The following is a 23,205-nucleotide window of genomic DNA, read 5'->3' as shown; positions in this document are numbered from 1 at the left end:
GTTTGCCCGGCGGGATTAGAAGCCGAGTGACTCCAGCAGGTCGTCCACCTGCTCCTGAGAGGCCACAATGCCTTCGGCGCGGGTATCGATCTGCGGACCGTTCTTCAGATGCGCGTCACCGGTGGCGGCGCTGGCGTCGCGCTCGTTCATGTTTTCCACCAGCACGCTGATAAGCTCTTTCTCAACGGTCTCAATCACATGCATCAGGCTTTGCAGCACCTGACCGGTGAGATCCTGGAAGTCCTGCGCCATCATGATTTCGGTCAGCTGGCGGTTGGTTTGCTGGGTCTTCTCCGGCACGTCGTGCAGGAAGGCGCGGGTGGCTTTGACCAGCTCGCGGGCATCCTCCAGCGGCTGCGGGTTTTCAAACCAGGCATCCCAGCGCGCGCTCAGCGCAGTGGCGTTCTCGCTCAGCCCTTCCTGCAGAGGGCGCGCCACTTCCACGCTGGTCAGCGCCCGATCGGCGGCCTGTGAGGTCTTGCCGACCACATAGTTCAGGCGGTCGCGGGTGTTCGGAAAAGCGTCGGCGACTTCCATAATCGCCTGTTCCAGACCGAGGTTGGCCATGCTGTCGCGCAGCAGACGGGTCAGTTGTCCGATGCGAACAAAAATCTCTGTGGCGTTATCCGCCTGCATATTTAACGGGGAGTTCATAAGCGTTACCCGAGTTTTTCAAAGATTTTGCCAAGCTTTTCTTCCAGCGTGGCGGCGGTAAACGGCTTAACGATGTAACCATTGGCCCCCGCCTGCGCGGCAGCGATGATGTTCTCTTTCTTTGCCTCAGCGGTCACCATTAGCACCGGCAGCTTTGCCATGGTGGCATCGCTGCGAATGGTTTTCAGCAGCTCCAGACCGTCGATGTTTGGCATGTTCCAGTCGCTGACGACGAAATCAAAACCTCCGGCACGCAGCTTGTTTAGCGCGTCCTGACCGTCTTCGGCCTCGTCAATGTGCTTGTAGCCCAGATCCTGCAGCAGGTTACGTACGATGCGTCGCATGGTGGCGAAGTCGTCCACCACCAGAAAACGCAAATTTTTATCCGACATGGGGGGTATCTCCTGAACGTGAGTCGGTTTTGGATGAATTATGTTTATGGAAACTGTCCAGTAGGCACTGGCTGATATCGTCGAGGTCGACGACCTTCTTCGCCGCACCTAACGCAATCGCCTCGCGCGGCATGCCGAACACCACGCAGGTGGCTTCGCTCTGCGCGAGGGTAAACGCTCCGGTCTGGCGCAGATGCAGCAGGCCGCGCGCGCCGTCCGCGCCCATGCCGGTCAGCAGGGCGGCGCTGGCATGCTTGCTGGCCTGACGCGCCACGGAGTCAAACAGCACATCCACTGACGGACGATGACGATTCACCGGTGGGGCATCGCTGAGCCGGACCCGGTAGCCGTAGTCCTGACAGATAACCTCCATATGACGATCGCCCGGCGCAATCAGGGCGGTTCCTGGCCGCACGGGTTCGCCATCCTGCGCTTCACGCACCGCAATCTGACACAGTGAGTCGAGTCGCTGGGCGAAAGAGTGGGTGAAACCGGCGGGCATGTGCTGGGCTATTACAATCCCTGGAGTACTGACCGGCAGCGGCATCAGTACCCGACGCAATGCCTCCGTGCCGCCGGTAGAGGAGCCGATAGCGATGAGGCTCTGCTGGCGCACAGGGATCCCGGCGAGCACCGGTCTGGCGTCGGGGGCATGTTGCGCCAGCTTCGCGCGAGCGGCGACGCGGATCTTCTCCACCACCTGCTGGCTCCAGCTGTCGATATTCTCTGCGCCGCGATGCTCCGGCTTGGGCAGAAAATCGACCGCACCGTGCTCCAGCGCAGTCATGGTGGCTTTCGAGCCGCGGGTGGTCAGGGAGGAGATCATCACGACGGGCATCGGACGCAGGCGCATCAGGCGTGAGAGGAACTCCAGCCCGTCCATGCGTGGCATGTCGATATCCAGCGTCAGCACGTCCGGGTTGAGCTGTTTAATCAGCTCGCGCGCGATAAACGCGTCCGGCGCCGTGCCGACCATTTCCATATCAGGCTGCTGATTGACGACCGCGCTGAGCATGTTACGCATCAGGGCGGAATCATCGACCGCCAGCACACGAATCGACTTCACCGTGTGGCCTCCGTCAGTTCATACACCGACTGCCCTCGCAGGCGCAGCGGAATATGTGCATGGTTAAAATGTTCCGAATGGCCGACAAACAGCAGGCCGCCCGGCTTGAGCAGACGCGCAAAGCGCTGCAACAGGCGCTGCTGCGTCGGCGCATCGAAATAAATCATCACGTTGCGGCAGAAAATGGCGTCGAACGGCCCGGGAACGGACCACTTTTCATCGAGTAAATTCAGCTGCTGGTAGTGAATGGCAGACAGCAACTCCTGCCGGGCTTTCACCCATTCGCTGTTGTCACCCGCCCCGCGCAGAAAATAGTGACGCTTTTGCGCCAGCGTCAGCGCGTCCAGATCGCTCAGGCGGTAGATGCCCGCTTCCGCTTTTGCCAGCACCTCGGTGTCGATATCCGACGCCCAGATCCGCGGTCCGGCCACTGACGCGCCCAGTTGGTCATTCAGCGTCATGGCGATAGAGCAGGGCTCTTCCCCCGTGGACGCCGCGGTACACCAGACGCGGTAGCCGTTAGCACGCTGACGCGCATGTTCCGCGAGGATCGGAAAGTGATACGCCTCGCGGAAAAAAGAGGTCAGGTTGGTGGTCAGCGCGTTGATAAAGTTCTGCCATTCCGGATGCTCTGAGTGTGACTCAAGCAGGGCGATATAGTCGCTGAACGTGGCAAGCCCCAGCGTGCGCACGCGACGGGAAAGACGATTAAAAATCATCTCTCGCTTCTGCGCGTTAACGACAATTCCGGCGCGCTTATAGATTAATTTCCCGACACGCTGTAATTCGCTGTCAGTCAGAGAAAGCGTATTCAGGGATAAGCGTGCAGAAGTGCTGATAATTTCACTCATAGAATTGGGGCAGACCTTAAACCGGTGTATTCATTATTTCCTGATACGCGCTAATCATCTTATTTCGTGCCTGCATGCCAAAGCTGAATGAAATAGACGATTTCTGCATCGCCAGCATCACGTCATTCAGGGCAATATCGCCACTGCCGGACATCCACTGCTGTGTTTTGCTCTTCGCTTCAACCTGAGTTTTATTTATTTCGTTAATGCTGTTAAATAAAACGTCAGAAAAGGAGGGGGCGTCGCCGCGTGAGGTCTGCAGCCGGTGAGACGGGCCGCTGACCTGCTGCGCCTGGCTCTGAATTTGATCGAGTACGCCACGCATTAATGTCGCTGACATTCTTTTTATTCCTGGTAATTAAGATAAAAACGGCGGTTTGTTGCATATCTTTTAAACGTCGACAGCTTAGCACGTGATTAAAAACCTCAGAAAATCCAATAAGCCGACAGAACTTTGAGCTTATTTATCCTTAAAAAAAATGCCTTTCAGACGATAATGACCGCCTGAAAAATTCTTATATTTTTGAAATCGTCGACATCACTCTCGCGAATTTCGTGAGCTGACGCGCATCGTTGATGCGTGCTATTTCATACAGGAATACGGCATGAGTGCCACACTAAATGAGTTAACCAACAATCCGGCAGAGCGAATCAAATCGATGCTGTCCTCACTTCGCGGCAGCCCGAAGCTTTTGCTGGTGATTTGCGGCGCTGCGGCGCTTTCCGTCATCATCGCGTTAATGTTCTGGGCAAAGGAGCCGGATTATCGGGTGCTGTTCAGTAATATCAGTGATGAAGAAGGCGGCGCCATCGTGGCGCAGCTGTCGCAGCTCAATATCCCTTACCGCATCGACACGCCAGGGGGCGTGATCATGGTGCCGGCCTCACAGGTGCATGAGGTGCGCATGAAGCTGGCCCAGCAGGGGCTGCCGAAGGGTGGCGGTGTGGGCTTTGAACTGCTCGATCAGGAGAAGTTTGGCGTCAGCCAGTTCACCGAGCAGGTAAACTATCAGCGCGCCCTGGAAGGCGAGCTGGCGCGTACCATTGAAAATCTCGGGCCGATCCAGAGCGCGCGCGTACATCTGGCCACGCCAAAACCGTCGATGTTTGTCCGCGAACAGAAAAAACCGACCGCATCCGTCACCGTTAACCTGTTGCAGGGTCGTACCCTTGACGACAGCCAGGTGGTGGCGATCACCCATCTTATTTCCAGCGCAGTGACTGGCCTTGCAGCCGAGAGCGTGACCATTGTCGATCAGCGCGGCAACCTGCTGACCCAGAGCGGCCTGCGCGGTTTGCAGACGGCACACCTGAAATACACCAGTGAAATTGAAACCGACTATCAGCAGCGCATTCAGCGCATTCTGGCCCCGCTGGTGGGGGATGAAAACATCCGCGCTCAGGTGACCGCGCAGATTGATTTCACCGAACAGGAGCAGACGCAGGAGCAGTATCAGCCGAACAGCGATCCTGAAAAAATGGCCATCCGCAGCCGTCAGGCCAGCCTCTCCGAGCAGGGGAATAGCCGTGGCGCGAGTGGCGTGCCGGGGGCGTTGAGCAATACGCCACCGGCACCGGCCACCGCACCACTGACCCAGCCCCTCAATACCCCGGCGGATGACAAAAAAGAGAAAACTACCGGTAACAGCACGAACCGTGAGCCAGCACAGCCGTACAACAACCGCAGTGACGAGACCACCAACTTTGAGGTCGATCGCACTCTGATCCATACCAAATCGAATGCCGGACGCATTCAACGTTTATCCGTGGCGGTGGTGATTAACCATCTGCCGCAGGGGGAAGAGGGCAAGCCGGGACCGATTAGCGAGGCCGAACTGACCCGTATTAACGCGCTGGTGAAAGAGGCGATTGGCTTTAACGCCAGCCGTGGCGACAGCGTCAATATCCTCAACTCCGCCTTTAACGGCGTGGTGGAAGAGCCGGTGCCGCCGTTCTGGAAGCAGGATCGTTTCTACGCGTTGCTGATGGCTATCGCCCGCTACCTGGTCATCGCCATTATTGCCTGGGTCATGTGGCGCAAGCTGGTACAGCCTGCCTGGATCCGCCATCAGGAGACCACCCTGCGCCGTCTGGAGATGGAAAAAGAGGCGCGGGAAGAAGAGGTTGCCGCGAAAAAACGTGCAGCGGAGAAAAACAACCGCGACCGTGCCCAGCAGCGTGTGGATACGGAACTCAATGGTCAACAGCTGCGTGAGCTGGCAGAGCAGGAGCCGCGCGTTATCGCCCTGGTGATCCGCCAGTGGATGAGTAAGGAGCCGAAATAATGAATGCCTCAGAAAAAAGCGCCATCGTCATGCTGACGCTGGGAGATGTCCTGGCAGCGGAGGTGTTCAAGCACCTCAACGCCCACGAGGTGAAGCAGATCAGTGCCTCAATGGTCAACATGGCGGGCTTTACTCACGACCAGATGGCCATGGTGCTGGAGGAGTTTAAGAAAGACTCCAGCGAATATGCGGCGCTGAGCCTCAACACCAACGATTATCTGCGCAGCGTGCTGGTCAAGGCACTGGGCGAAGAGCGTGCCTCCTCGCTGCTGGAGGATCTGCTGGATACCCACCAGGGCACCAATGGTATCGAAACGCTCAACTTTATGGATCCGCAGGCGGTGTTCGACCTTATCCGCGAAGAGCACCCGCAGATCATCGCCACCATTCTGGTCCACCTCAAACGTAACCAGGCGGCGGACGTGCTGGGCAAATTCGACGAGCGCGAACGTAACGACATCATGCTGCGTATCGCCACCTTCGGCGGCGTACAGCCGGCCGCGCTGCAGGAGCTGACGGAAGTCCTGAATAACCTGCTGCACGGTCAGAACCTCAAGCGCAGCAAGATGGGCGGTGTCCGTCCGGCAGCGGAGATCCTTAACCTGATGAAATCTCACCAGGAAGAGGCGGCCATTGAGGCGGTACGTGAGTTCGACGGCGAGCTGGCGCAAAAAATTATCGACGAGATGTTCCTGTTCGAAAACCTGGTGGAGGTGGAAGACCGCAGCATCCAGCGCCTGCTGCAGGAGATCGAGAGCGAAACGCTGATCATCGCACTGAAAGGGGCCGACGAGCCGCTGCGCATGAAGTTCTTCCGCAATATGTCGCGCCGTCAGGCCGAGCTGATGACCGACGATCTGGCCTCCCGTGGCCCGGTGCGTCTGTCCCAGGTGGAAGCCGAACAGAAGACCATCCTCAACGTGGTGCGTCGTCTGGCCGAGGCTGGCGAAATCCTGATTGGAGGCAGCGACGATGCCTACGTTTGATGAACATAACGCCACCGGGTGGCGCGCCTGGCAGCCTGAAAACCTGCTGGGAGAGCCGCAGGATACCCCGCTGCCGACGATGGATAACACCCAGTCTGAGGCGCAGCTGAAAGCCGAACTGGCGCGTCTGCGCAAGCAGGCGGAACAGCAGGGGTTTACCCAGGGGCTGCAGCAGGGCCAGGAAGAGGGGCGCAAACAGGGCTATGAGGCCGGGTTGAAAGAGGGCCGCGACGCCGGGTATGCCCAGGGCGTGGAGCAGGCACGCGTGGAGCAGCAGGCGCTGCTGCGCGAGGCAGAAACCTGGGTCAGCAACTTTAAGCTGGCGCTGGAAAACCTCGAAGGGCTGATCCCCGCGCGTCTGGTGCAGCTGTCGCTGACGGCGGTGCAGCAACTCTACGGTACGTCTCGTGTGGCGGATAACCATGCTCTGGTCACGCAGATCCGCAGCCTGATGCAGCAGGACGCGCTGCTGCACGGCACCATTCAACTCTATGTCAGCCCGGAGGCGTTTGCTTCGGTGCATGAGGCGCTGGGTGAAACGCTTGCCGCGATGGGCTGGGAGCTGCACCGCGACGCCAGCCTGGCCGCCGGGGGATGCCGGGTGGTCTCCCCGGATGTGGAAGTGGACGCCAGTATGGAAACCCGCTGGCAGGCGCTGTGTCAGTTGGCGCGCGAGGAGCTCTCGCAATGAGCCAGCAGCTAAAAAAGTGGCTCTGCGCCCTTGACCGGGTGGAGGAAAAACTCACCCAGGTGCCCGATTTTCGCCAGTACGGCAAACTGACGCGCGCCACCGGGCTGGTAATGGAGGCCGTGGGGCTCAAGCTGCCTATTGGTGCGCTGTGCATCGTTGAGCGTCAGACGGAGCAGGGCATTATCCCGGTTGAGAGCGAAGTGGTGGGCTTTAACGGCCAGACGCTGTTTCTGATGCCGCTGGAGCATGTCGACGGCATCCTGCCCGGGGCGCGCATTTATGCCCTGCAAAGCGACAGCCACGCCGGTAAACAATTGCCCGTGGGGCCGCATCTGCTGGGCCGCGTGCTGGATGCGCAGGGTCGACCGCTGGATGGCCGCCCCGCGCCGGGGAAACCGGCGGCGGGGCTGTTTACCCCAACGCTCAATCCCCTGCACCGCGATCCGATCAAAAACGTGCTCGACGTTGGTGTGCGCGCCATCAATGGCCTGCTGACGGTGGGCCGTGGTCAGCGTATGGGCCTGTTCGCCGGTTCCGGCGTCGGCAAAAGCGTGCTGCTCGGCATGATGGCCCGCTTTACCACTGCGGACGTCATCGTGGTGGGGCTGATTGGCGAGCGTGGCCGCGAGGTAAAAGATTTTATCGAGAATATCCTTGGCGAGCAGGGGCTGGCGCGTGCGGTAGTGGTTGCCGCCCCGGCTGATGTTTCGCCGATTTTGCGTATGCAGGGCGCCGTTTACGCCACGCGCATTGCGGAAGATTTCCGTGAACGCGGTCTTAATGTGCTGCTGATCATGGACTCCCTGACCCGCTACGCCATGGCGCAGCGTGAAGTGGCTCTGGCGATTGGTGAACCGCCCGCGACCAAAGGCTATCCGCCGTCTGTCTTTGCCCGTCTGCCTGCGCTGGTCGAACGAACCGGTAACGGCGTGAAAGGGGGCGGCTCAATCACCGCGTTTTATACGGTGCTGACGGAGGGGGATGAACAGCAGGATCCGATTGCCGACTCCGCGCGCGCAATCCTCGACGGCCACATCGTGCTGTCGCGTCGTCTTGCCGAGGCGGGGCACTATCCGGGGATTGATATTGAAGCCTCGATCAGCCGTGCCATGACCGAGCTTATCCCCCATGCCCAGTACCGCAAGGTGCAACGCTTTAAACAGTTGCTATCCGCGTATCAGCGCAACCGCGACCTGGTGAGCGTGGGGGCGTACGTCAAAGGGAGCGATGCGATGCTGGATCAGGCTATCGACAAATATCCCTCGCTGGAGGCGTTCCTCCACCAGGCGATCCACGAGCGCAGCGGCTATGACGACGCCATTCGCGCCCTGTCCGGGCTTTTCCCGGATATTAAAGACTAAGCCGGAGGTGTGATGAAAGCACATAACCCCATGGTTCTGCTGCGCGACAAGGCGCAGGAGACGCTAACGCAGACTACCCGCGCGCTGGGCGGTGCGCAGCAGCAGCTCCAGCAGGCGATGACCCAGCACGAACAGCTTCAGCACTACGAGCAGGAGTACCAGCAGTCCCTGCGTCAGGGGATGATGGGCGGCGGTATGTCGGTGGCGGATCTGGTGAATCACCAGTCGTTTATTTTGTCGCTGAAGCAGGTGGTAAAGCAGCAGGCTGGCCACGTGAACGCCTGCGAAAAGGCGGTAGACGAGGTGAAAAAGAACTGGGTGCAAAACAAGCAGCGCCTGAACGCGTTTGAAACGCTGATTGAACGCCGGGCGACGGCGCAGGCGTTAGTTCAGAGCCGACATGAACAAAAGCTGATGGATGAATTTGCTCAGCGTGCCGGACAAAAGAGAGAAAGGCTATGAACATAGATATTGCCGCCCTGTTACTGGGTGGGGGAGCACAGGGCAAACCGAAGGGCGGTTTACTGGCTGACGACGGCTTCAGCCTGGCGCTGGATGACAAGCTGGCTGAACTGGTGCAGCTTTTCCCGGGACTCGACCCGCAGGCGCTGGCAGCCATGCCGGAAGCCGCGCTGGCGGGGTTGTCCGCAGATTTACTGCCGCAACAGCTTGCCGACGACGCGCCGGTAACGGATGCCGACGGTATGCTGCTCGCCGCGCCGCCGGGGCTGGCAGAGGTCCTGAACGGGGTTTCGCTCACCAACGGTGAGGGGGAAGAGAGCCCGCAGTGGCAGCTACAACAGCTGGTGACCCGCAGCGTCACGGGGACAGAAACGGTCAACCCTGCGAAGGGCGTAGCAAACGGGAAGGCTCCTGAGCCTGAGGGCAAAACCGTTTCTCCGCTCATGACCGCCGCCGATAAAACTCCTGCGGCCAATGCCACGCCGCTGACGGCGCAGTCTGCACCGCTCACCAGTGAGACGATGGTCACGCCAGAGATGCCTGCGGCCACATCGGCGAATGCCGTGGCGCTGCCTGCCGCCGTACGCACCAGCGTCGCGCACGCCCCACAGCAGGTAGTCACCGTCAACCATCCGCCGGAAACGCCGGAGTGGAAGCAGTCAGTCAGCCAGCATATCGCCATCTTTAGCCGTAACGGGCTGCACAGCGCGGAGATCCGCCTGCACCCGGAAGAGCTGGGATCGCTGCAGATTTCCCTGCGCGTGCAGCAGGATCAGGCGCAGATCCATATCGTCAGCGAACATGCCCACATTCGTCACGCCATGGAGCAGGCCATGCCGCAGCTGCGTGCCGCGATGGCGGAGTCGGGTATTCAGCTTGGCCAGGCCAACGTGAGCGCGGAAGGACAGCAGTTTGCCGCCGGTGAGCAAGGCCAAAGCGCATCGCGTGACGAGCACATTGCCCAGGAAGGGGAAGAGCAGTCGGTTGAAGAGGAGATCGTGCCGACTCTATTAACCACCACCCCCGGAAATATATACGGAATAAATACCTTTGCCTGAAGTGGCGAATTAGCTTCAGGAATGAAATTTTATCACCTGATTATCAGGATGATGATATGGACTACAATGTCCGCCATATTGACCCGAGGGCAATACGCTGCCCTCTCTTATTTTCAGGTGTACGTTCAATGAGTAATAAAAATAAAAAGGTCGCCAGCGGCGGAGGCTCTCGCTCGCTTCTGATGACGTTCATGTTTTTGACTGCCGTTGCGGCGTGCGGCGTTTCCGGCTACCTGTTCTGGGAAATGAAATTTGCGAAACCGGCAGCAGAAGTTACACAAGGGGAAGCGGAAACAGCACCGGCACCCGCGCAGGTAGAGCCGCTGTACGCCTCAATGAATACCTTTACCGTGAGCCTGAAGCCCACGGCGAACGAATCGGATCGGGTATTGTACCTGGGCTTGTCCATTCGCGTGGCAGAACAAAAATCGCTGGCGGTGCTGGAAAAATATTTGCCGGAATATCGCAGCCGCTTATTTATGTTGTTAACCCATCAGACTTATGAAGATTTAGCCACCGATGAGGGTAAACGCCGTCTGATGACCAATATTAAGAGTGAGCTGGATAAACCGCTGGCTTTTAACCAGTCCATTCGCGTCACCGACGTGCTTATTAACGAATTTATTCTGCGGTAATTATTATGGCTGACAGCTTTTTATCTCAGGATGAGATCGACCGTTTGCTAAACGCCGATGCGGAAAGCAACAGTGAACATCATAAAAACGGCGCCGACGCAGGGATTAAACCTTACGATCCGCACACCCAGCGCCGGGTCATTCGCGAGCGACTGCATTCGCTGGAAATTATTAACGAGCGCTTTGCCCGTCAGTTCCGTATGGGGTTGTTTAACCTGCTGCGCCGTAGCCCGGACATTACCGCGGGGAACATTAAGATCCAGCCGTATCACGAGTTTGCCCGCAACCTGCCGGTGCCGACAAACCTGAACCTGCTGCACCTTAACCCGCTGCGCGGCACCTCGCTGATGGCGTTCTCGCCAGGGCTGGTGTTTATGGCCGTGGATAACCTGTTTGGCGGCGACGGTCGTTTCCCGACCAAGGCCGACGGGCGCGAGTTTACGCCCACCGAGCAGCGCGTGATCCACCGCATGCTGTCGATGGCGCGCGAGGCCTACGAATTTGCCTGGAGCTCAATCTATAAAATCAAAACGGAGTATATCCGTTCCGAAATCCAGGTGAAGTTCACCAATATCACCTCATCGCCGAATGACGTGGTGGTCACTACGCCGTTTTCGGTGGAGATCGGCTCGCATCGCGGGGAGTTCAATATCTGTATTCCCTTCAGCACCATCGAGCCGCTGCGCGAGCTGCTGAGTAACCCGCCGATGGACAACTCCCGGCACGAGGACTCCCACTGGCGCGGCCTGCTGGCCAGCCAGATGCGGGAAACGGAGCTGGAGCTTACGGCGCGTTTCGCGGATATCGGCACCCGGCTCTCCCGCGTGATGCAGATGAAAAAAGGCGACATTATCGCGCTGGATAAGCAGGAGTTTATCGAAGCCAGCGTCGGCGGTGTGCCGGTCTTCACGGCCCGCTACGGCGCCGTGAACAATCAATATGCCCTGAAGGTCGAGCAGATGATTCAGCCTTCATTACTTTCATTAAACAAGGAGTAATTTCCCCATGAGCGATATGAACACCTCATCGGGTACTGACGATCAGTCCATCGATAATCTTTGGGGTGAGGCCATGACCGAACAGCACGCGGCGGGAATTACCGACACCATGGCTGCACCGCAATTTTCTGACGAGATGAACCTGATCCTGGATATCCCGGTAAAAATGACCGTGGAACTGGGACGCACCAAAATGACCATTAAAGAGCTGCTGCGCTTAAGCCAGGGCTCGGTGGTCTCGCTGGATGGTCTGGCGGGGGAACCGCTGGATATTCTGATCAACGGTTACCTGATTGCGCAGGGTGAAGTGGTGGTGGTCTCCGATAAGTTCGGTATCCGCATTACGGACATTATTACCCCGTCCGAGCGCATGCACCGTCTGAGCCGCTAATGAACGCCACTGATTCCCTTCCGGCCACTGGCTCGATGCTGATGACGGTTACCGGCGCGCTGGCGTTGATTATCCTGCTGATGGTGGTGATGGCCTGGGCTGCCCGCCGTAGCGGACTGGCGCGTCGGCTTAACGACGCCCAGGGCAACATGACCCTGGTGGCGACCCAGTCGCTGGGGCCGCGTGAGCGCCTGGTGCTGGTTGACGTGGGTGAACAGCGTCTGGTGCTGGGCGTCACCGCCTCGCAGATTACCTGCCTCGCCACGCAGGCGCGCCCGGAAAACGCCCCACAGGCCTCCGCGCCCGCGACGTTCCCGCTGATGCTGGAAAAGCTGCGTCAGAAATACCGTCCGGGAGGTGAGCAGTGAAACCTCGTCTGCTGCTGGCGCTCGGCCTGATGTTACCCGCCGCCGGTGCGCTGGCGGCCAACGGTGACATCACCCTCGGCCAGCCTTCCGGGGAAGGGGGCTGGACGCTGCCGGTACAAACCCTGCTGCTGCTGAGCGGCTTTACCTTCATCCCCGCCGTACTGCTGATGATGACCGGGTTTACCCGCATCATCATTGTGCTGGGGTTAATGCGTAACGCGCTGGGCACGCCTACCGCGCCGCCAAACCAGGTGCTGGTGGGGCTGTCGCTGTTTTTGACCTTTTTCGTTATGTCGCCGGTGTTCAGCCAGATCTACGAAAAAGCCTGGCAACCGCTGCAGGAAAACAAAATCACCATGGAGGTGGCCCTGACAGAAGGGGTGAAACCGCTGCGCGCGTTTATGCTCGACCAGACACGTGAAAGCGATCTGGCGATGTTTGCCCGTATCGCCAAAACCCCCGATATCGCCTCGCCGGAAGAGGTGCCGCTCAGCATTATGGTGCCGGCATTTATCACCAGCGAGCTGAAAACCGCCTTCCAGATTGGCTTCACCATCTTTATTCCGTTTCTGATTATCGATCTGGTGGTCGCCAGTATCCTTATGGCGCTGGGGATGATGATGGTCCCGCCGACCACCATTGCCCTGCCGTTCAAGCTGATGCTGTTTGTGCTGGTCGACGGCTGGCAACTGCTGGTGGGTTCGCTGGCGCAGAGCTTTTACAGTTAGGAGAGACCCATGACCCCGGAAAGCGTAATGGTGATTGGCATGCAGGCGATTAAGGTGGGACTGATGGTGTCAGCCCCGCTGCTGGTGGCCGCGCTGGTCACCGGTCTTATCATCAGCATTTTGCAGGCCGCCACCCAGGTCAACGAAATGACCATGACCTTCATCCCGAAAATCCTGATGATTGTCGGCGTCGCGGTGGCGCTTGGCCCGTGGATGATGAAAATCTTTATTGAATACACCCGCGCGGTGTTCGCCAGCATCCCGTTCGTGATCGGCTGATGGCCTTCGGACTTCCTCTCGACCAGCTCTACGGGCTGGTCAGCCACTATTTTTTCATTATGGTGCGCATTGCCGCGCTGCTGCACGTTGCCCCGGTGTTTGGTGAGAAGGCGGTCAGTGCCCGGCTGCGTGCCGGTCTGGCGCTGTTGATCGCCATTTTGATTGGCGGCACGCTGCCCGATGCGCAGGTGGGCCTTTACGCCTGGGAAGGGGTCTGGGTGCTGGCAAAACAGGTGATTATCGGTGCGGCGATGGGGCTGACGCTGCAATTGCTGTTTGCCGCCGTGCGCATGGCCGGGGAGATCATCGGTATGCAGATGGGGCTGTCGTTCGCCACCTTCTTTGACCCGGGTGCCGGGAACAGCCCGGTGATCTCACGCTTTCTCAACCTGCTGGTGACGCTGCTGTTTCTCGCTTTTAACGGTCATCTCTGGTTGCTGGCGCTGCTGGCGGACACCTTCCAGACGCTGCCGATAGACGCCACGCCGCTGCACGCGGGCGGGTTTATGTACCTGGTCACCCATGCGGGGATGATCTTCAGCCAGGGGCTGATGCTGGGGCTGCCCGTCATTGCGCTGCTGCTGTGCATCAACTTTATCCTCGGACTGTTAAACCGCCTGACGCCGCAGCTCTCTATCTTTGTGATTGGCTTCCCGCTGACGCTCACCTTCGGCATGCTGGCGCTGTTTCTGATTGCCGAAACGCTGGCCCCATTCTTTGAGCGCCTGATGGCTACCGGGTTTGATATCCTTGCCGGGCTGATTCAGGCGCTGGTATAACCCTTAGTTCATGCAGGCGATGCGGGCGACGGTTTCTGTACCGGAGGCGAGCACTTTGTCATCCAGCAGGTAGGCGGTGCTGGTGGCGACTTCACCCGGTTTAATCTGCGGGAAAATATAATCCGTCACGTCTTGATCCGGGGCCTGGCCGCCAAGTTTGCGGTGTTGGCTGGTGACAGTCAGATGGATCCGTTTGCCCGACAGTTCAACATCGTAACGCACTTCACGGTTCACCGCTTTGGGCAGTCCGTCGCGCTTGCCGTCCCTGAAGTGGCTGATAGTGCCGATATAGGTGGTATGCCCGCTAAACAGACCGTCGCGGTAGGAGCGGTAGATACCGCGTGCCAGCGTCGCGTTGTTGTCGTCCTCAATCACGTAGTAGGAGGTGGGGGCGATACACTGCGATGCGTACGGCGAGGTCTGAAATCCGTACAGCGCCATACCGCCCAGCCCGACGACCATCCCGCCCAGAAACAGCAGCGCGAGCGGGGATTTAATAAAGGCGAAAATAGAACGATTCGCAGTCATTCCCTGAATCCTTAAAGGGTTGTTGGCAGGCAATAAGGCCCTGGAACTGGCTCATTTTTTCAGAGCCGGTGGTGACGTACAGCACGGCGGCCGGTTTTTCGTTGGGGCGGCGGTCCAGCACGTGACGGGAATAGGTTTGCAGCGTGGATTCAATCAGCGCTTGCTGCGACTGTTTATCCTCCTGAACCATCACCATTGAGCCCGGCGGCACGCCAGGGCCATTCCAGCGCACAAAGTGAACCGGCTGCGGGCTAAAGTCGACAATGCCGCGCAGGAGGAGCGCAATCACCAGCCCAACGAGCACGCCGCTAAGCGTGACGCAGAGCTTTTGTTTAAACGTGTTGCCCCCACGGGCAGGCGCGTGGGTGACCACCGGCTGTGCTTCAGCTGTGTCTGCCTGTACCGGTTCATCCTGCAGGGGCAGGGGTTCCGCTTGTGGCAGTTCGCTGTTTGCCTCCCGCACCAGCAGGCGGTAGCCGCTGCGCGTCACGGCGATGAGCGTGATCGCTTCCTGCAGGTTCAGTTGAGTAAACGCGCGGCGCAGTTTGGTGATCATCACCCGCACGCTGTTGTCCGTGACTTCTACCCCGGCGCTACGCCAGCCGATCTCCATCAGCTGTTCCTGGGAAAGTACCTCGCCCTGCGCCTCGGCCAGCGCGGCGAGACACAGGCACGCGCTTTGAGGAAGGGTAACGGTCTGTTGCGTATCCGTCCGGGTAAGCATGCGGGTCTGCAAATCCAGCGTGACGGACGTTCCAATCGCGATATGGTTTAGCATAGTTATTTGATTCTTCTGGTGTATTAGGTATCGCTTCTGGTTACTGTAATTAATAGTAATGAATGCCCCTTATTGCTAGCCGAAGGCCAGAGCGACATGCTTTTTATGTCTTACGTCATATTTTTGCAACCACTACGTAATAACAGCCTTAATGCTTTTAAGGTTATTAAATAGGGGGATATTAACCGCATTAAAAGTAATGCCTTAGGCGGTTTTACTTTAATTATATTAAAACCAGATACTTGCGGAATTGATGTCGCGGATGGGTCATCTGACGCAGTGATAATGAGACGCTGTTATTATTTCGAATTAACAATTTTTAATCTGTATATAATTATTAATTGTGTCGGGAAGGGAACGGGAGCGGTTGCTAATGAGGTCTGCGAATTTATACTGCGCAAAGACAGATTATTGAATTTATTACACAGTATGAATTTTCTTTACAAGGATGGATGATGTTCTCTCTGAAAAGTTTTATGCAAACGTCCGAGCTGCCAGCGATGTTTCCCGTATTTATTTGCCGTCTGGTGGTGGGGGTATTTTTCTTTACCGCCGGGTTTAATAAATTATTTGTGACGGAAAACCAGCTGCTGATGGTCGATACGATGCACGACGCGGGGATCCCGTTTCCGGCCGTGATGGCGATTGTTGTTGCTTTCCTGGAATGCAGTATGGGCCTGCTGTTGACGCTGGGGCTATTCAGCCGTTTTAGCGCGCTGGTGCTGATGATTATCAGTACCGTAGCGCTGGCCACCATTGGCATCTATACCATTCCACGCGGGCTTAATCTGATTGCATGGCTTAGCTGGCTTTTTTATCTGCCTGAAACGCTGTATATCGTGCTCTGCCTGTTCCCGTTGACCTGGGGCGGCACGCTTTGCAGTCTCGACGGCTGGCTGGTGAAACGCTGGGATAACATGCGCAAAATTGTTTTTGTGGAGGGGTAACACAAGTGTGCGGTTATCAACGGTTTGAAGAGCATATTTACTGACGCCTGCATAATAAAATAGCCCTGTAGAGGTAGCGTTGTGCTGCCATTAAAAGAACAGGGCTGTTGTCATGGTTTTTATCGTTATTTTAGTCGTTATTTTTATTACCCTGGTGATTCTGGTGCAGGCTGGGGTTATGCCCTGGTTTATTCGTACCGAGGGACAGCGTCTGCGCATGCAAGTTGATGCCCTGGCCACCCAGTTACGTGAGCAACTCGACAGGGTTGAAGCGCAGCAGCGTTCAATGACCGAAAGTGTTGTCACTCTGAAAAGCTTTGCGCTGGACAAAGGAGCCCCAGGCGATACCGATATCGCCGAAGAAACGGGTACCAGCCGTCAATTCTTCAATTCACTGGTCAAAGAGATCGGCGAGCGTCTTGGCGGCCGCGCCTGGATGGTGGATGACACCGGGCGCATCATCGGTGATGCCGCCGGTGCGCCGACGGTGCAATCTCTCAACGATGCCAGCCTGCCGATGGCGGTTCCGCTGCGTGGGCTGCTGGCCCAGCCGGGCGAAGGGTTACGGCATACCCGTTTTCGCAGCGCCAGCGGTGAACATACGCTGGTGGTAACGCCCATCGCTGAGACACCGTGGCTGCTGGCCATTGATGTTCCCACCCGTAGGCTGGGCGAACGCCCGGGCATACTCCTGCATAAACCGTGGCCGCTGGCGGCCTTGCTGCTGGTCTCCACGTTGACTCTTCTGCGCAGCGTTAACCTGCACCTTTCTCGCCTTAACGAAGAACTTCCGTCGCAGCTGAAAACCGAGCAGGGTGCGCACTTGCCGCCGCTGATGCAGGAGATTGGCGAGCAGGTGAGGGTGATTGCGCAGGCAGCCAGCACGATTGCTGAGGAAAACGAGCGTCTGCTGCGTGTACCTGATGCGAACGGTAATCTCCTGGCCATGCTGAGTGAAAGCACCACGGGTGTGGTTCAGGCGATGAATGCTCTGCACGATGCCGCGCTGCAGATTGCCGACAGCAGCGGCGCGCTGGTGCAACTGGCCAGCCGTGCTTACAGCTATTCGCTGCATAACGAAGAGGGCATTTTTGCCGTCGAGTCGCGCAATCTGGCCAGCCGCTGTGCGCGCTCGTCGAAAGAACTCCGGGCGCTGGTTGACGATGCGATGATGCAGGCGCAAAGCGGGGCACCGTCGGTGACGCAGAATAACAGCGTGTTGATAGAAGAGGTTTATACGGTGGCGAATACCCTGCTTCAGCGCACAGGCAGCTAGCCGGGTGGCGCTGCGCTTACCCAGCCTACTTTCGGAGATTTTGTAGGCCGGGTAAGGCGTAGCCGACACCCGGCACAAATCTTAAAGCCGCCTCGCAATCCCATAAGTAACTCTCTGTAATACGCGATTTATCCTGTTATTCGTTTCTATCCCAACTAAAGTGCCCGCGTTGCGGCAAAATCCGCAGCCGGGCGTGAGAACCTGAAAATACAAGGCGGTACTGAAGCGACCTGCTGGTTTGCTCTTTGTTATTCATTTCTCATCTCTCCGGAGGCTTTCATATGACGATTCTGTCCGCACTTTCTTCTTTCTCTCGCAACGATTTCTCCAGCAACTCATTGCCCATGACGCCACACCGTCGAGCATTCCGGACAGCTGGCAGGACACGTTTACGCCGGTTCACTATGCGCAGGCGCTGCCACAGGCAATATTGGGAAACATCCTGCCGCAGGAGGTGAACATCGCGTTGAGGGGATTACTGCACGATAGGGTGTACCTGCTGGCGGATTATGTGAAGGAGCCTTATCTCCCGTCTTAAACCCTTGCCGGGTGGCGGTGGCGGCTGACCCGACCTACGTTTGCGTTGATCCTTGTAGGCCCGTGCAAGCGCAGCGCCGCCGGGCAATGCGCACAGAGCACAAAAACAAAAAAGCCCTCCACCAGGGAGGGCAAACCGCGCGTGAGGCACGCGCGTAATAATAGTGAGGTGGTAACGCAGATTAACGCAGCAGGGACAGCACGTTCTGTGGAACCTGGTTGGCCTGGGCCAGTACGGAGACACCCGCCTGCTGCAGAATGTTCGCACGGCTCATGGCAGACACTTCCACGGAGAAGTCAGCGTCCTGAATACGGGAGCGCGCTTCGGTGGTGTTGATGATATTGGTGTTCAGGTTCGCAATGATGGAGCTGAAGCGGTTCTGAACGGCACCGAGATCGGCGCGGAAGTCTGCAACCGTGGTCAGAGCTTCATCCAGCTTGGCCAGTAAGCCGTCAGCGATAGCACCACCTGCAGCCTTCTGAATGACTTCTGCGTCATGGAAACGAGCTTCAGCCGGAGTGCCTACCACGTCGCCTTGATCATCCAATACGACACTTTTAACTTCACCCGCTGCGTTAATAGCATAGAAGGTATCTGTAGCAGCACCACCAGCAGAGAATAACTTCATCTTGGTAGTATCTAAATTGTCACTACCGAATGCAGCCTGCGAGATAGCTTTCAGCTTTTCGTTAGTCATCGCTGGATTGCCGCCACCAGCACTAACCGTGTCGCCTTCCTTCACCAGTGTCGGCGAAGTCAGTTTGCTCGGTCCATTCAGCAGCATGTCTTTATCGGCTGCGTCGGTGATTTCAGAAGTAGCTGGATTCGTTCCCAGTTTTAACTTGTCATTGCCACCACCAATTGCCTCCCATTTGGGGTCGGTAATCTCAAGCATTTTATCTTTCTTGTCATCATATGCGAAAAGGCGTGTAGTACCATTATCATCATAGCTTAATACCTTAACGTCACCTGCATCAGCTGCCCCCAGTGCGGTTTTCAGTACATCCCTTTGTCCAGCGTCAAGTACCCAGTCTTGAGCTTGCCCAACATCAATATCACCGTTAGTGAGTTCATTTGCTATGCCTTCAAACTGGCTTTCCAGCGTACCTGCACCATTCAGAGTAATCCCGATATCCGCGAAATCATCCATAAATTTATCCAGACCCAGGGTTTCCATGTCCAGCTTGCTCAGCTTGATATCAATGGTGTCTTCGTCTTTATCGCCGATCTGAATAGTGATTTTCTCTTTAGAACCGTCAAAGACCTTCACGCCGTTGAAGTTGGTGGTTTCCGCTACGCGGCCAATCTCTTCCAGACGGGTGGTGATCTCTTTCTTGATAGAGTCCAGGTCGCTGGCGGAGTTGGTGCCGTTTTTCGCCTGTACGGTCAGCTCGCGGATACGCTGCATGTTTTCGGTCACTTCTTCCAGCGCGCCTTCGGTGGTCTGTGCCAGGGAGATACCGTCGTTGGCGTTACGTGCCGCCTGGGTCATACCGCGGATAGAAGAGGTGAAGCGGTTAGAAATTGCCAGACCTGCCGCATCGTCTTTGGCGCTGTTAATACGCATACCAGAAGAGAGACGCTGAATTGCCGTACCCAGCTGAGTCTGGGATTTGTTCAGGTTATTCTGAGCCATCAGGCTCAGCGCGTTGGTATTAATGACCTGTGCCATTGTTATATCCTTCTAAGTAATAACGAAATATGAGATATGCGTTAATTGCTTCGCATACTGAATTCATCGGGGGAAATTAAAATGACTGAATTATTTTTTCGATTTTTTTGTCATTACCGGAAATGGCGACAGAGTTGACATTAATTATCGGGATAGTCAAAAGCAATTAACCAATAAACGCGCATCTCTGTTATCCGCACGCCTGCGCGTTGTTCACGCATATATGAAAAATTAAACTTCCTTCTTTATTTCCCGATAGAAAAGTAACAGGACATCCCTTTACAACAGGAGACTTTATTATGGTAACAACCAATTTTTTAGGCATGGGCTCGGGCCTGCCGTTTGAAGAACTGCTGGCAAAGGAGCGTGAGGCCAGTTCAGTCAAGCTGAACCCCTATCTGCAAAAACAGAAAACCTATAACGGACAAATCTCCGCGTGGGGCTCTATTTCCAGCGCGCTGAGCACCCTGAAGGATAATCTTGGCAAGCTGGAAGATGAGGGCTTTAACGGCGTCAGCGTCAGCGATAACAAAACCTTTAAGGCCACGGCGGGTAAAGGGGCCATTCCCAACAGCTACTCCATGGCCGTGGAGCAGCTGGCGAAAGCGCATCAGTTTGGGGTGACGCGAGATTCACGAGATAAGGATATTGGTAAGAGCGCCGCGACGGTCACCATCGAGATGAAAGGCAGTGACAAACCGCTGGTGGTGGAACTCAAGCCAGACGAAACGTCCCTCGATGATATTGCTAAAAAAATCAATGCGCAGAAGGGCGACGTTGCGGCTGAAGTGGTCACCGTTAAAGAGGGGGAGCACAAACTCGTCCTGACCTCAAAAAAAACCGGTACAGACGGTGAGATGACGATAAAGGTCACGGGGGATACCGAAGTCGAAAAGGCGCTTGAGGGGGCTAATGACGTCACTAAACCTCAAAATGCCATTGTCTGGCTCAACGGCGATATGGTTGAGCGCAGCTCGAATACCATAAAAGATTTGATAACCGGCGTAACCCTTGAACTGCGTGAAGTGTCGGAGAAAGACCCTGATGCCGACCCATTAGCTCCACACCCCTTCAAAACCGAATCCCTTACCATCACCGAAGACACCTCGAAGGTGAAATCACTGATTGAGGAGTTCGTGAAGAACTACAACAGCTACCTCAGCACCGTCGCCAGCGCCACCAAATACACGGCGCCCGATCGCGACAAGCTCGCAGAGGGCGAAATCCCACTGCCTGATGCCGACAACGGCGCGCTGTTCAGCGACGGCTCCCTGCGCCGTCTGACCAGCCAGCTGAAGGCCACCGTCGGCGGTGAGTACAGTGATGCCGGGGATGTGATCACTTCCCTTGGGCGTCTTGGGATCACCGTCACCTTCGACGGCAAAACCGGTGAGGATCGTAGCGGCACGCTTGGCACCCTGACCATCGACAGCAAAAAGCTCGATGCCGCCCTGAAGGACAATCCGAAAGAGGTCGAGGCGCTGTTCCTCGGCAAAGGGGGAAAGGAGGGGATTAAGGATCGCATGGAAGGCATCTTCAATACTTATCTTGGCGATAAAGACTCCATTGATAAGAAAGAGGGCGCGATCGAAACCACGCTGCAGTCCCTTCGCGATCAGGAAAAGCGCGTTGGTAAACAGATCACGGTAGTGCAGAGACGTATCGATGAAGCCATGCTGCGCAGCGAAAAAGAATATCAGCGCCTCGATAAAGCAATGAGTGATATGAACAGCATGAGCACCCGGCTGCAGCAGTCGCTGGCAGGGTTAATTTAACTATTAACAATCCGGGCAGGCCGCTGCCCGGCAGGATTTGACGATGTACACCAAAACGGGCAACAGTGCCTACACCGCTGTCTCACTCGACAGCCAGATCACCGGCGCCACGCCGCACCAGCTGATCGCTCTGCTCTACGACGGGGCGATCAACGCCATGAAGCGCGCAGAAATCTACTTCCAGTCCGGGAACATTGCCCGTCGCGGTGAGATGATTTCCCGTGCCATCAATATTATCGACAACGGCCTGCGCGCCGGGCTGGACCACGAGAAGGGCGGGAAAATCGCCGAAGAGCTGGAGAGTCTGTACGAGTATATTTCGCGCACGCTGCTGGAGGCGAATCTCAACAAATCCGGCGAAAAGCTGCCGCACCTCATCGCCCTGATGACCGGCATGGCGGAAACCTGGCAGGCCATTGCGCCACAGCAAAAGCAGGTGAAACATGGATAAGGACATCATCGCGCTGATTGAAGAACTGCTTATCAGCAATGCGACGCTGCGCCAGCAGGCTGAGGCTGGCGAATGGGATCTGTTTCTTGACGAGTCCGTGGCGTACACCATGGGAATGAGAACGCTGTGTGATATCGATTTAACCCAGCTGGCACAGCACAACAAAGCGCCCGTCAGCGCTCAACTGGCGACGCTTCTGGAGCACGACGCCCTGTTAACGCAGGCTATTCAGGGCCGTCTGACCACCATCAGCACCGAACTCTCCGCCATGCGTAAATCCCGCACGATGAATAAAGCCTACACGGCTGTTTAGTTCCCTCCCTGATTGCCGGGTGGCGCTGCGCTTACCCGGCCTACTCAACGATGAAACCCGCAGGCCCGTGCAAAAAAAAAAGCCCACCAGAGGCGGGCAAAAGAGGACAACGCAGACAGGAACGATCAGATACTGATGTTGTACTTGCGGCCAGAAGGCAGCTGGCTGGATTCTCCCGCCGGGCCATAGAGCGCGTTTGCATGACCCACATGGTCGATAGCCTTGCGGATATGCTGATTTTTCTTCATATGACTTTGCAGCAGTGATTCCACTTTTTGATTCAGCGCCTTGGTGCTGCGCACCTTCTCATGCACCTGCTGCCAGCTGGCAAACAGCTTACCGAGTCCCGGGTAGGGGGCTTCTGTGCCACAGCTCTGCTCCTGCTGGCGGCGCATGTCGTCGTAATACTGGAGCGTCGTCAGCAGCTGGTTTTTGTTATCCGCCAGCACCTGCAGCGACACCGGGTTGATCTGCGTGCGGTTGAGCTGATTCACCTCTTCAATCATGATCGCCTCCAGTTCATCCAGAGACGTTTTCATCTGCGCGAGTATCGGGTAAAGCTTGTCCATAAGGGGCCTGTAAACGGTTAAAACTGAAACATGTCCTGCACCATGGCCTGAGCAATTTTCTCAGGCTCAATGCGCAGGGTACCTGCTGCCAGCGCGTCGCGCAGTTCGGCGACCCGCGCGTAATCCACGTCGCGGCTGTCGTCGGTCTGGATCTTTTTGGTCAATTCACTCAGGGTGACGTTGGTTTTGTCGCGCTTTTCCGGGTGTTTTGCCGCAGCGTCATGTTCCTGAGACTGCGTACGGGCGCGCAGTTCCTGCGTTGGGGCGATTTTCGCAATCGGCGCGGTGGTCTGGCTGCTGTTAATGCTCATGGGTGTCCTCGCAAATCAATTTATCTACTCAATACTGCTTTCATCGGTGATTCACAGAAAACC

Annotated in this window: 29 protein-coding genes; 19 read left to right on the top strand and 10 right to left on the bottom strand. The window is 56.8% G+C overall.

Features of this window, described 5'->3' with window-relative positions; translation table 11 throughout:
* Positions 1–15: 15 nt before the first annotated feature.
* From cheZ to fliE, 5 genes are read right to left on the bottom strand one after another with little or no spacing between them, the layout of a single operon-like run.
* Positions 16–654 (bottom strand): protein phosphatase CheZ, encoded by a 639-nt coding sequence (cheZ, locus tag APU11_RS03235; RefSeq protein ID WP_038420056.1) that lies wholly within the window; start codon positions 652–654, stop codon positions 16–18.
* Between the two features lie 5 nt (positions 655–659).
* Positions 660–1,046 (bottom strand): chemotaxis response regulator CheY, encoded by a 387-nt coding sequence (gene cheY / locus APU11_RS03230; RefSeq protein ID WP_013097813.1) that lies wholly within the window; start codon positions 1,044–1,046, stop codon positions 660–662.
* Entirely contained in the window at positions 1,036–2,112 is a 1,077-nt protein-coding gene (locus APU11_RS03225) for a chemotaxis response regulator protein-glutamate methylesterase (RefSeq protein ID WP_072200354.1), read from the bottom strand. The genes cheY and APU11_RS03225 overlap by 11 nt, the downstream gene beginning before the upstream one ends.
* Positions 2,109–2,963 (bottom strand): CheR family methyltransferase, encoded by an 855-nt coding sequence (locus APU11_RS03220; protein WP_038420053.1) that lies wholly within the window; start codon positions 2,961–2,963, stop codon positions 2,109–2,111. The genes APU11_RS03225 and APU11_RS03220 overlap by 4 nt, the downstream gene beginning before the upstream one ends.
* 16 nt (positions 2,964–2,979) lie before the next feature.
* Positions 2,980–3,303, bottom strand: coding sequence for a flagellar hook-basal body complex protein FliE (gene fliE, locus APU11_RS03215; RefSeq protein WP_013097810.1), 324 nt, complete (start codon positions 3,301–3,303; stop codon positions 2,980–2,982).
* A 265-nt stretch (positions 3,304–3,568) separates the two neighbouring features.
* Here fliE and fliF point away from each other — a divergent pair, with 265 nt between their 5' ends.
* From fliF to fliR, 13 genes are all read left to right on the top strand, one after another.
* Positions 3,569–5,248 carry a flagellar basal-body MS-ring/collar protein FliF gene (fliF, locus tag APU11_RS03210; RefSeq protein ID WP_058650981.1) on the top strand — a complete coding sequence of 560 codons (1,680 nt, stop codon included), beginning with the start codon at positions 3,569–3,571 and terminating at the stop codon, positions 5,246–5,248.
* Positions 5,248–6,234 (top strand): flagellar motor switch protein FliG, encoded by a 987-nt coding sequence (fliG, locus tag APU11_RS03205; RefSeq protein ID WP_013097807.1) that lies wholly within the window; start codon positions 5,248–5,250, stop codon positions 6,232–6,234. Before fliF ends, fliG begins: the two co-directional genes overlap by 1 nt.
* Positions 6,221–6,925 (top strand): flagellar assembly protein FliH, encoded by a 705-nt coding sequence (locus APU11_RS03200; protein ID WP_013097806.1) that lies wholly within the window; start codon positions 6,221–6,223, stop codon positions 6,923–6,925. Before fliG ends, APU11_RS03200 begins: the two co-directional genes overlap by 14 nt.
* Positions 6,922–8,286 carry a flagellar protein export ATPase FliI gene (gene fliI, locus APU11_RS03195; RefSeq protein ID WP_058650980.1) on the top strand — a complete coding sequence of 455 codons (1,365 nt, stop codon included), beginning with the start codon at positions 6,922–6,924 and terminating at the stop codon, positions 8,284–8,286. The genes APU11_RS03200 and fliI overlap by 4 nt, the downstream gene beginning before the upstream one ends.
* A gap of 30 nt (positions 8,287–8,316) precedes the next feature.
* On the top strand, positions 8,317–8,748 hold the full coding sequence (fliJ, locus tag APU11_RS03190; RefSeq protein WP_029882513.1) for a flagellar export protein FliJ: 432 nt from the start codon (positions 8,317–8,319) through the stop codon (positions 8,746–8,748).
* Positions 8,745–9,806: a flagellar hook-length control protein FliK gene (locus tag APU11_RS03185; RefSeq protein ID WP_058650979.1), complete on the top strand. Its 1,062-nt coding sequence runs from the start codon at positions 8,745–8,747 to the stop codon at positions 9,804–9,806. The genes fliJ and APU11_RS03185 overlap by 4 nt, the downstream gene beginning before the upstream one ends.
* Before the next feature lie 128 nt (positions 9,807–9,934).
* The gene (locus tag APU11_RS03180; protein WP_060578318.1) at positions 9,935–10,441 is read left to right on the top strand and encodes a flagellar basal body-associated FliL family protein; all 507 of its coding nucleotides are present in this window, start codon (positions 9,935–9,937) and stop codon (positions 10,439–10,441) included.
* A gap of 5 nt (positions 10,442–10,446) precedes the next feature.
* Positions 10,447–11,439, top strand: a complete 993-nt coding sequence (gene fliM / locus APU11_RS03175) for a flagellar motor switch protein FliM (RefSeq protein WP_048971610.1) — start codon at positions 10,447–10,449, stop codon at positions 11,437–11,439.
* A gap of 7 nt (positions 11,440–11,446) precedes the next feature.
* A complete protein-coding gene (gene fliN, locus APU11_RS03170; protein ID WP_013097800.1) occupies positions 11,447–11,830 on the top strand; it encodes a flagellar motor switch protein FliN in 384 nt (127 codons plus the stop codon).
* Positions 11,830–12,198, top strand: coding sequence for a flagellar biosynthetic protein FliO (fliO, locus tag APU11_RS03165; RefSeq protein ID WP_013097799.1), 369 nt, complete (start codon positions 11,830–11,832; stop codon positions 12,196–12,198). Before fliN ends, fliO begins: the two co-directional genes overlap by 1 nt.
* A gap of 29 nt (positions 12,199–12,227) precedes the next feature.
* The gene (gene fliP / locus APU11_RS03160; protein ID WP_096897025.1) at positions 12,228–12,926 is read left to right on the top strand and encodes a flagellar type III secretion system pore protein FliP; all 699 of its coding nucleotides are present in this window, start codon (positions 12,228–12,230) and stop codon (positions 12,924–12,926) included.
* 9 nt (positions 12,927–12,935) lie between these two features.
* Positions 12,936–13,205, top strand: a complete 270-nt coding sequence (gene fliQ, locus APU11_RS03155) for a flagellar biosynthesis protein FliQ (protein ID WP_013097797.1) — start codon at positions 12,936–12,938, stop codon at positions 13,203–13,205.
* Positions 13,205–13,984 carry a flagellar biosynthetic protein FliR gene (gene fliR, locus APU11_RS03150; protein ID WP_038420038.1) on the top strand — a complete coding sequence of 260 codons (780 nt, stop codon included), beginning with the start codon at positions 13,205–13,207 and terminating at the stop codon, positions 13,982–13,984. The genes fliQ and fliR overlap by 1 nt, the downstream gene beginning before the upstream one ends.
* A gap of 3 nt (positions 13,985–13,987) precedes the next feature.
* On the opposite strand, the gene APU11_RS03145 is transcribed toward fliR, so the two are convergent.
* Together APU11_RS03145 and APU11_RS03140 are read right to left on the bottom strand one after the other, a co-directional pair.
* Positions 13,988–14,512 (bottom strand): hypothetical protein, encoded by a 525-nt coding sequence (locus APU11_RS03145; protein WP_013097794.1) that lies wholly within the window; start codon positions 14,510–14,512, stop codon positions 13,988–13,990.
* Positions 14,478–15,290: a winged helix-turn-helix domain-containing protein gene (locus tag APU11_RS03140; RefSeq protein WP_045903247.1), complete on the bottom strand. Its 813-nt coding sequence runs from the start codon at positions 15,288–15,290 to the stop codon at positions 14,478–14,480. Before APU11_RS03140 ends, APU11_RS03145 begins: the two co-directional genes overlap by 35 nt.
* Before the next feature lie 476 nt (positions 15,291–15,766).
* On the opposite strand from APU11_RS03140, the gene APU11_RS03135 reads away from it, so the two are divergent.
* From APU11_RS03135 to APU11_RS03125, 3 genes are all read left to right on the top strand, one after another.
* Positions 15,767–16,237 (top strand): DoxX family protein, encoded by a 471-nt coding sequence (locus tag APU11_RS03135; protein WP_230963075.1) that lies wholly within the window; start codon positions 15,767–15,769, stop codon positions 16,235–16,237.
* Positions 16,238–16,349: 112 nt separating this feature from the next.
* Positions 16,350–17,513: a methyl-accepting chemotaxis protein gene (locus tag APU11_RS03130; protein WP_058650975.1), complete on the top strand. Its 1,164-nt coding sequence runs from the start codon at positions 16,350–16,352 to the stop codon at positions 17,511–17,513.
* Positions 17,514–17,751: 238 nt separating this feature from the next.
* Positions 17,752–18,051, top strand: coding sequence for a hypothetical protein (locus tag APU11_RS03125; protein ID WP_058650974.1), 300 nt, complete (start codon positions 17,752–17,754; stop codon positions 18,049–18,051).
* Between the two features lie 181 nt (positions 18,052–18,232).
* Here APU11_RS03125 and APU11_RS03120 read toward each other — a convergent pair whose 3' ends face one another.
* A complete protein-coding gene (locus APU11_RS03120) occupies positions 18,233–19,723 on the bottom strand; it encodes a flagellin (RefSeq protein WP_058650973.1) in 1,491 nt (496 codons plus the stop codon).
* Positions 19,724–20,022: 299 nt separating this feature from the next.
* Here APU11_RS03120 and fliD point away from each other — a divergent pair, with 299 nt between their 5' ends.
* The 3 genes from fliD to fliT are packed head-to-tail and all read left to right on the top strand — an operon-like array spanning position 20,023 to position 22,262.
* A complete protein-coding gene (gene fliD / locus APU11_RS03115; RefSeq protein ID WP_058650972.1) occupies positions 20,023–21,498 on the top strand; it encodes a flagellar filament capping protein FliD in 1,476 nt (491 codons plus the stop codon).
* 43 nt (positions 21,499–21,541) lie between these two features.
* Positions 21,542–21,949: a flagellar export chaperone FliS gene (fliS, locus tag APU11_RS03110; RefSeq protein ID WP_058650971.1), complete on the top strand. Its 408-nt coding sequence runs from the start codon at positions 21,542–21,544 to the stop codon at positions 21,947–21,949.
* Complete coding sequence (gene fliT / locus APU11_RS03105) at positions 21,942–22,262, top strand: flagellar protein FliT (protein ID WP_045292588.1); 321 nt, start codon at positions 21,942–21,944, stop codon at positions 22,260–22,262. The genes fliS and fliT overlap by 8 nt, the downstream gene beginning before the upstream one ends.
* Before the next feature lie 125 nt (positions 22,263–22,387).
* On the opposite strand, the gene flgN is transcribed toward fliT, so the two are convergent.
* Together flgN and flgM are read right to left on the bottom strand one after the other, a co-directional pair.
* Positions 22,388–22,831, bottom strand: a complete 444-nt coding sequence (flgN, locus tag APU11_RS03100; RefSeq protein WP_013097786.1) for a flagellar export chaperone FlgN — start codon at positions 22,829–22,831, stop codon at positions 22,388–22,390.
* A 17-nt stretch (positions 22,832–22,848) separates the two neighbouring features.
* Positions 22,849–23,142 (bottom strand): flagellar biosynthesis anti-sigma factor FlgM, encoded by a 294-nt coding sequence (gene flgM, locus APU11_RS03095; RefSeq protein ID WP_048971625.1) that lies wholly within the window; start codon positions 23,140–23,142, stop codon positions 22,849–22,851.
* Positions 23,143–23,205 lie beyond the last annotated feature (63 nt).

The sequence above is a fragment of the Enterobacter sp. 50793107 genome, assembly GCF_001463365.1.
GTDB classification, from domain to species: domain Bacteria; phylum Pseudomonadota; class Gammaproteobacteria; order Enterobacterales; family Enterobacteriaceae; genus Enterobacter; species Enterobacter cloacae.
This window is presented reverse-complemented; position numbering and strand designations above follow the sequence as displayed.

Excerpts from the sequence above, each read along its gene's own strand:
- fliS (WP_058650971.1), top strand. The coding sequence starts at position 21,542 with ATGTACACCAAAACGGGCAACAGTGCCTACACCGCTGTCTCACTCGAC.
- fliM (WP_048971610.1), top strand. The coding sequence starts at position 10,447 with ATGGCTGACAGCTTTTTATCTCAGGATGAGATCGACCGTTTGCTAAAC.
- APU11_RS03145 (WP_013097794.1), bottom strand. The coding sequence starts at position 14,512 with ATGACTGCGAATCGTTCTATTTTCGCCTTTATTAAATCCCCGCTCGCG.
- flgM (WP_048971625.1), bottom strand. The coding sequence starts at position 23,142 with ATGAGCATTAACAGCAGCCAGACCACCGCGCCGATTGCGAAAATCGCC.
- fliN (WP_013097800.1), top strand. The coding sequence starts at position 11,447 with ATGAGCGATATGAACACCTCATCGGGTACTGACGATCAGTCCATCGAT.
- APU11_RS03140 (WP_045903247.1), bottom strand. The coding sequence starts at position 15,290 with ATGCTAAACCATATCGCGATTGGAACGTCCGTCACGCTGGATTTGCAG.
- cheZ (WP_038420056.1), bottom strand. The coding sequence starts at position 654 with ATGAACTCCCCGTTAAATATGCAGGCGGATAACGCCACAGAGATTTTT.
- fliJ (WP_029882513.1), top strand. The coding sequence starts at position 8,317 with ATGGTTCTGCTGCGCGACAAGGCGCAGGAGACGCTAACGCAGACTACC.
- APU11_RS03180 (WP_060578318.1), top strand. The coding sequence starts at position 9,935 with ATGAGTAATAAAAATAAAAAGGTCGCCAGCGGCGGAGGCTCTCGCTCG.
- APU11_RS03120 (WP_058650973.1), bottom strand. The coding sequence starts at position 19,723 with ATGGCACAGGTCATTAATACCAACGCGCTGAGCCTGATGGCTCAGAAT.
- fliR (WP_038420038.1), top strand. The coding sequence starts at position 13,205 with ATGGCCTTCGGACTTCCTCTCGACCAGCTCTACGGGCTGGTCAGCCAC.
- APU11_RS03220 (WP_038420053.1), bottom strand. The coding sequence starts at position 2,963 with ATGAGTGAAATTATCAGCACTTCTGCACGCTTATCCCTGAATACGCTT.
- fliP (WP_096897025.1), top strand. The coding sequence starts at position 12,228 with ATGTTACCCGCCGCCGGTGCGCTGGCGGCCAACGGTGACATCACCCTC.
- cheY (WP_013097813.1), bottom strand. The coding sequence starts at position 1,046 with ATGTCGGATAAAAATTTGCGTTTTCTGGTGGTGGACGACTTCGCCACC.
- fliO (WP_013097799.1), top strand. The coding sequence starts at position 11,830 with ATGAACGCCACTGATTCCCTTCCGGCCACTGGCTCGATGCTGATGACG.
- fliF (WP_058650981.1), top strand. The coding sequence starts at position 3,569 with ATGAGTGCCACACTAAATGAGTTAACCAACAATCCGGCAGAGCGAATC.
- fliQ (WP_013097797.1), top strand. The coding sequence starts at position 12,936 with ATGACCCCGGAAAGCGTAATGGTGATTGGCATGCAGGCGATTAAGGTG.
- fliT (WP_045292588.1), top strand. The coding sequence starts at position 21,942 with ATGGATAAGGACATCATCGCGCTGATTGAAGAACTGCTTATCAGCAAT.
- APU11_RS03200 (WP_013097806.1), top strand. The coding sequence starts at position 6,221 with ATGCCTACGTTTGATGAACATAACGCCACCGGGTGGCGCGCCTGGCAG.
- fliD (WP_058650972.1), top strand. The coding sequence starts at position 20,023 with ATGGTAACAACCAATTTTTTAGGCATGGGCTCGGGCCTGCCGTTTGAA.
- fliI (WP_058650980.1), top strand. The coding sequence starts at position 6,922 with ATGAGCCAGCAGCTAAAAAAGTGGCTCTGCGCCCTTGACCGGGTGGAG.
- APU11_RS03135 (WP_230963075.1), top strand. The coding sequence starts at position 15,767 with ATGCAAACGTCCGAGCTGCCAGCGATGTTTCCCGTATTTATTTGCCGT.
- fliG (WP_013097807.1), top strand. The coding sequence starts at position 5,248 with ATGAATGCCTCAGAAAAAAGCGCCATCGTCATGCTGACGCTGGGAGAT.
- APU11_RS03130 (WP_058650975.1), top strand. The coding sequence starts at position 16,350 with ATGGTTTTTATCGTTATTTTAGTCGTTATTTTTATTACCCTGGTGATT.
- fliE (WP_013097810.1), bottom strand. The coding sequence starts at position 3,303 with ATGTCAGCGACATTAATGCGTGGCGTACTCGATCAAATTCAGAGCCAG.
- APU11_RS03185 (WP_058650979.1), top strand. The coding sequence starts at position 8,745 with ATGAACATAGATATTGCCGCCCTGTTACTGGGTGGGGGAGCACAGGGC.
- flgN (WP_013097786.1), bottom strand. The coding sequence starts at position 22,831 with ATGGACAAGCTTTACCCGATACTCGCGCAGATGAAAACGTCTCTGGAT.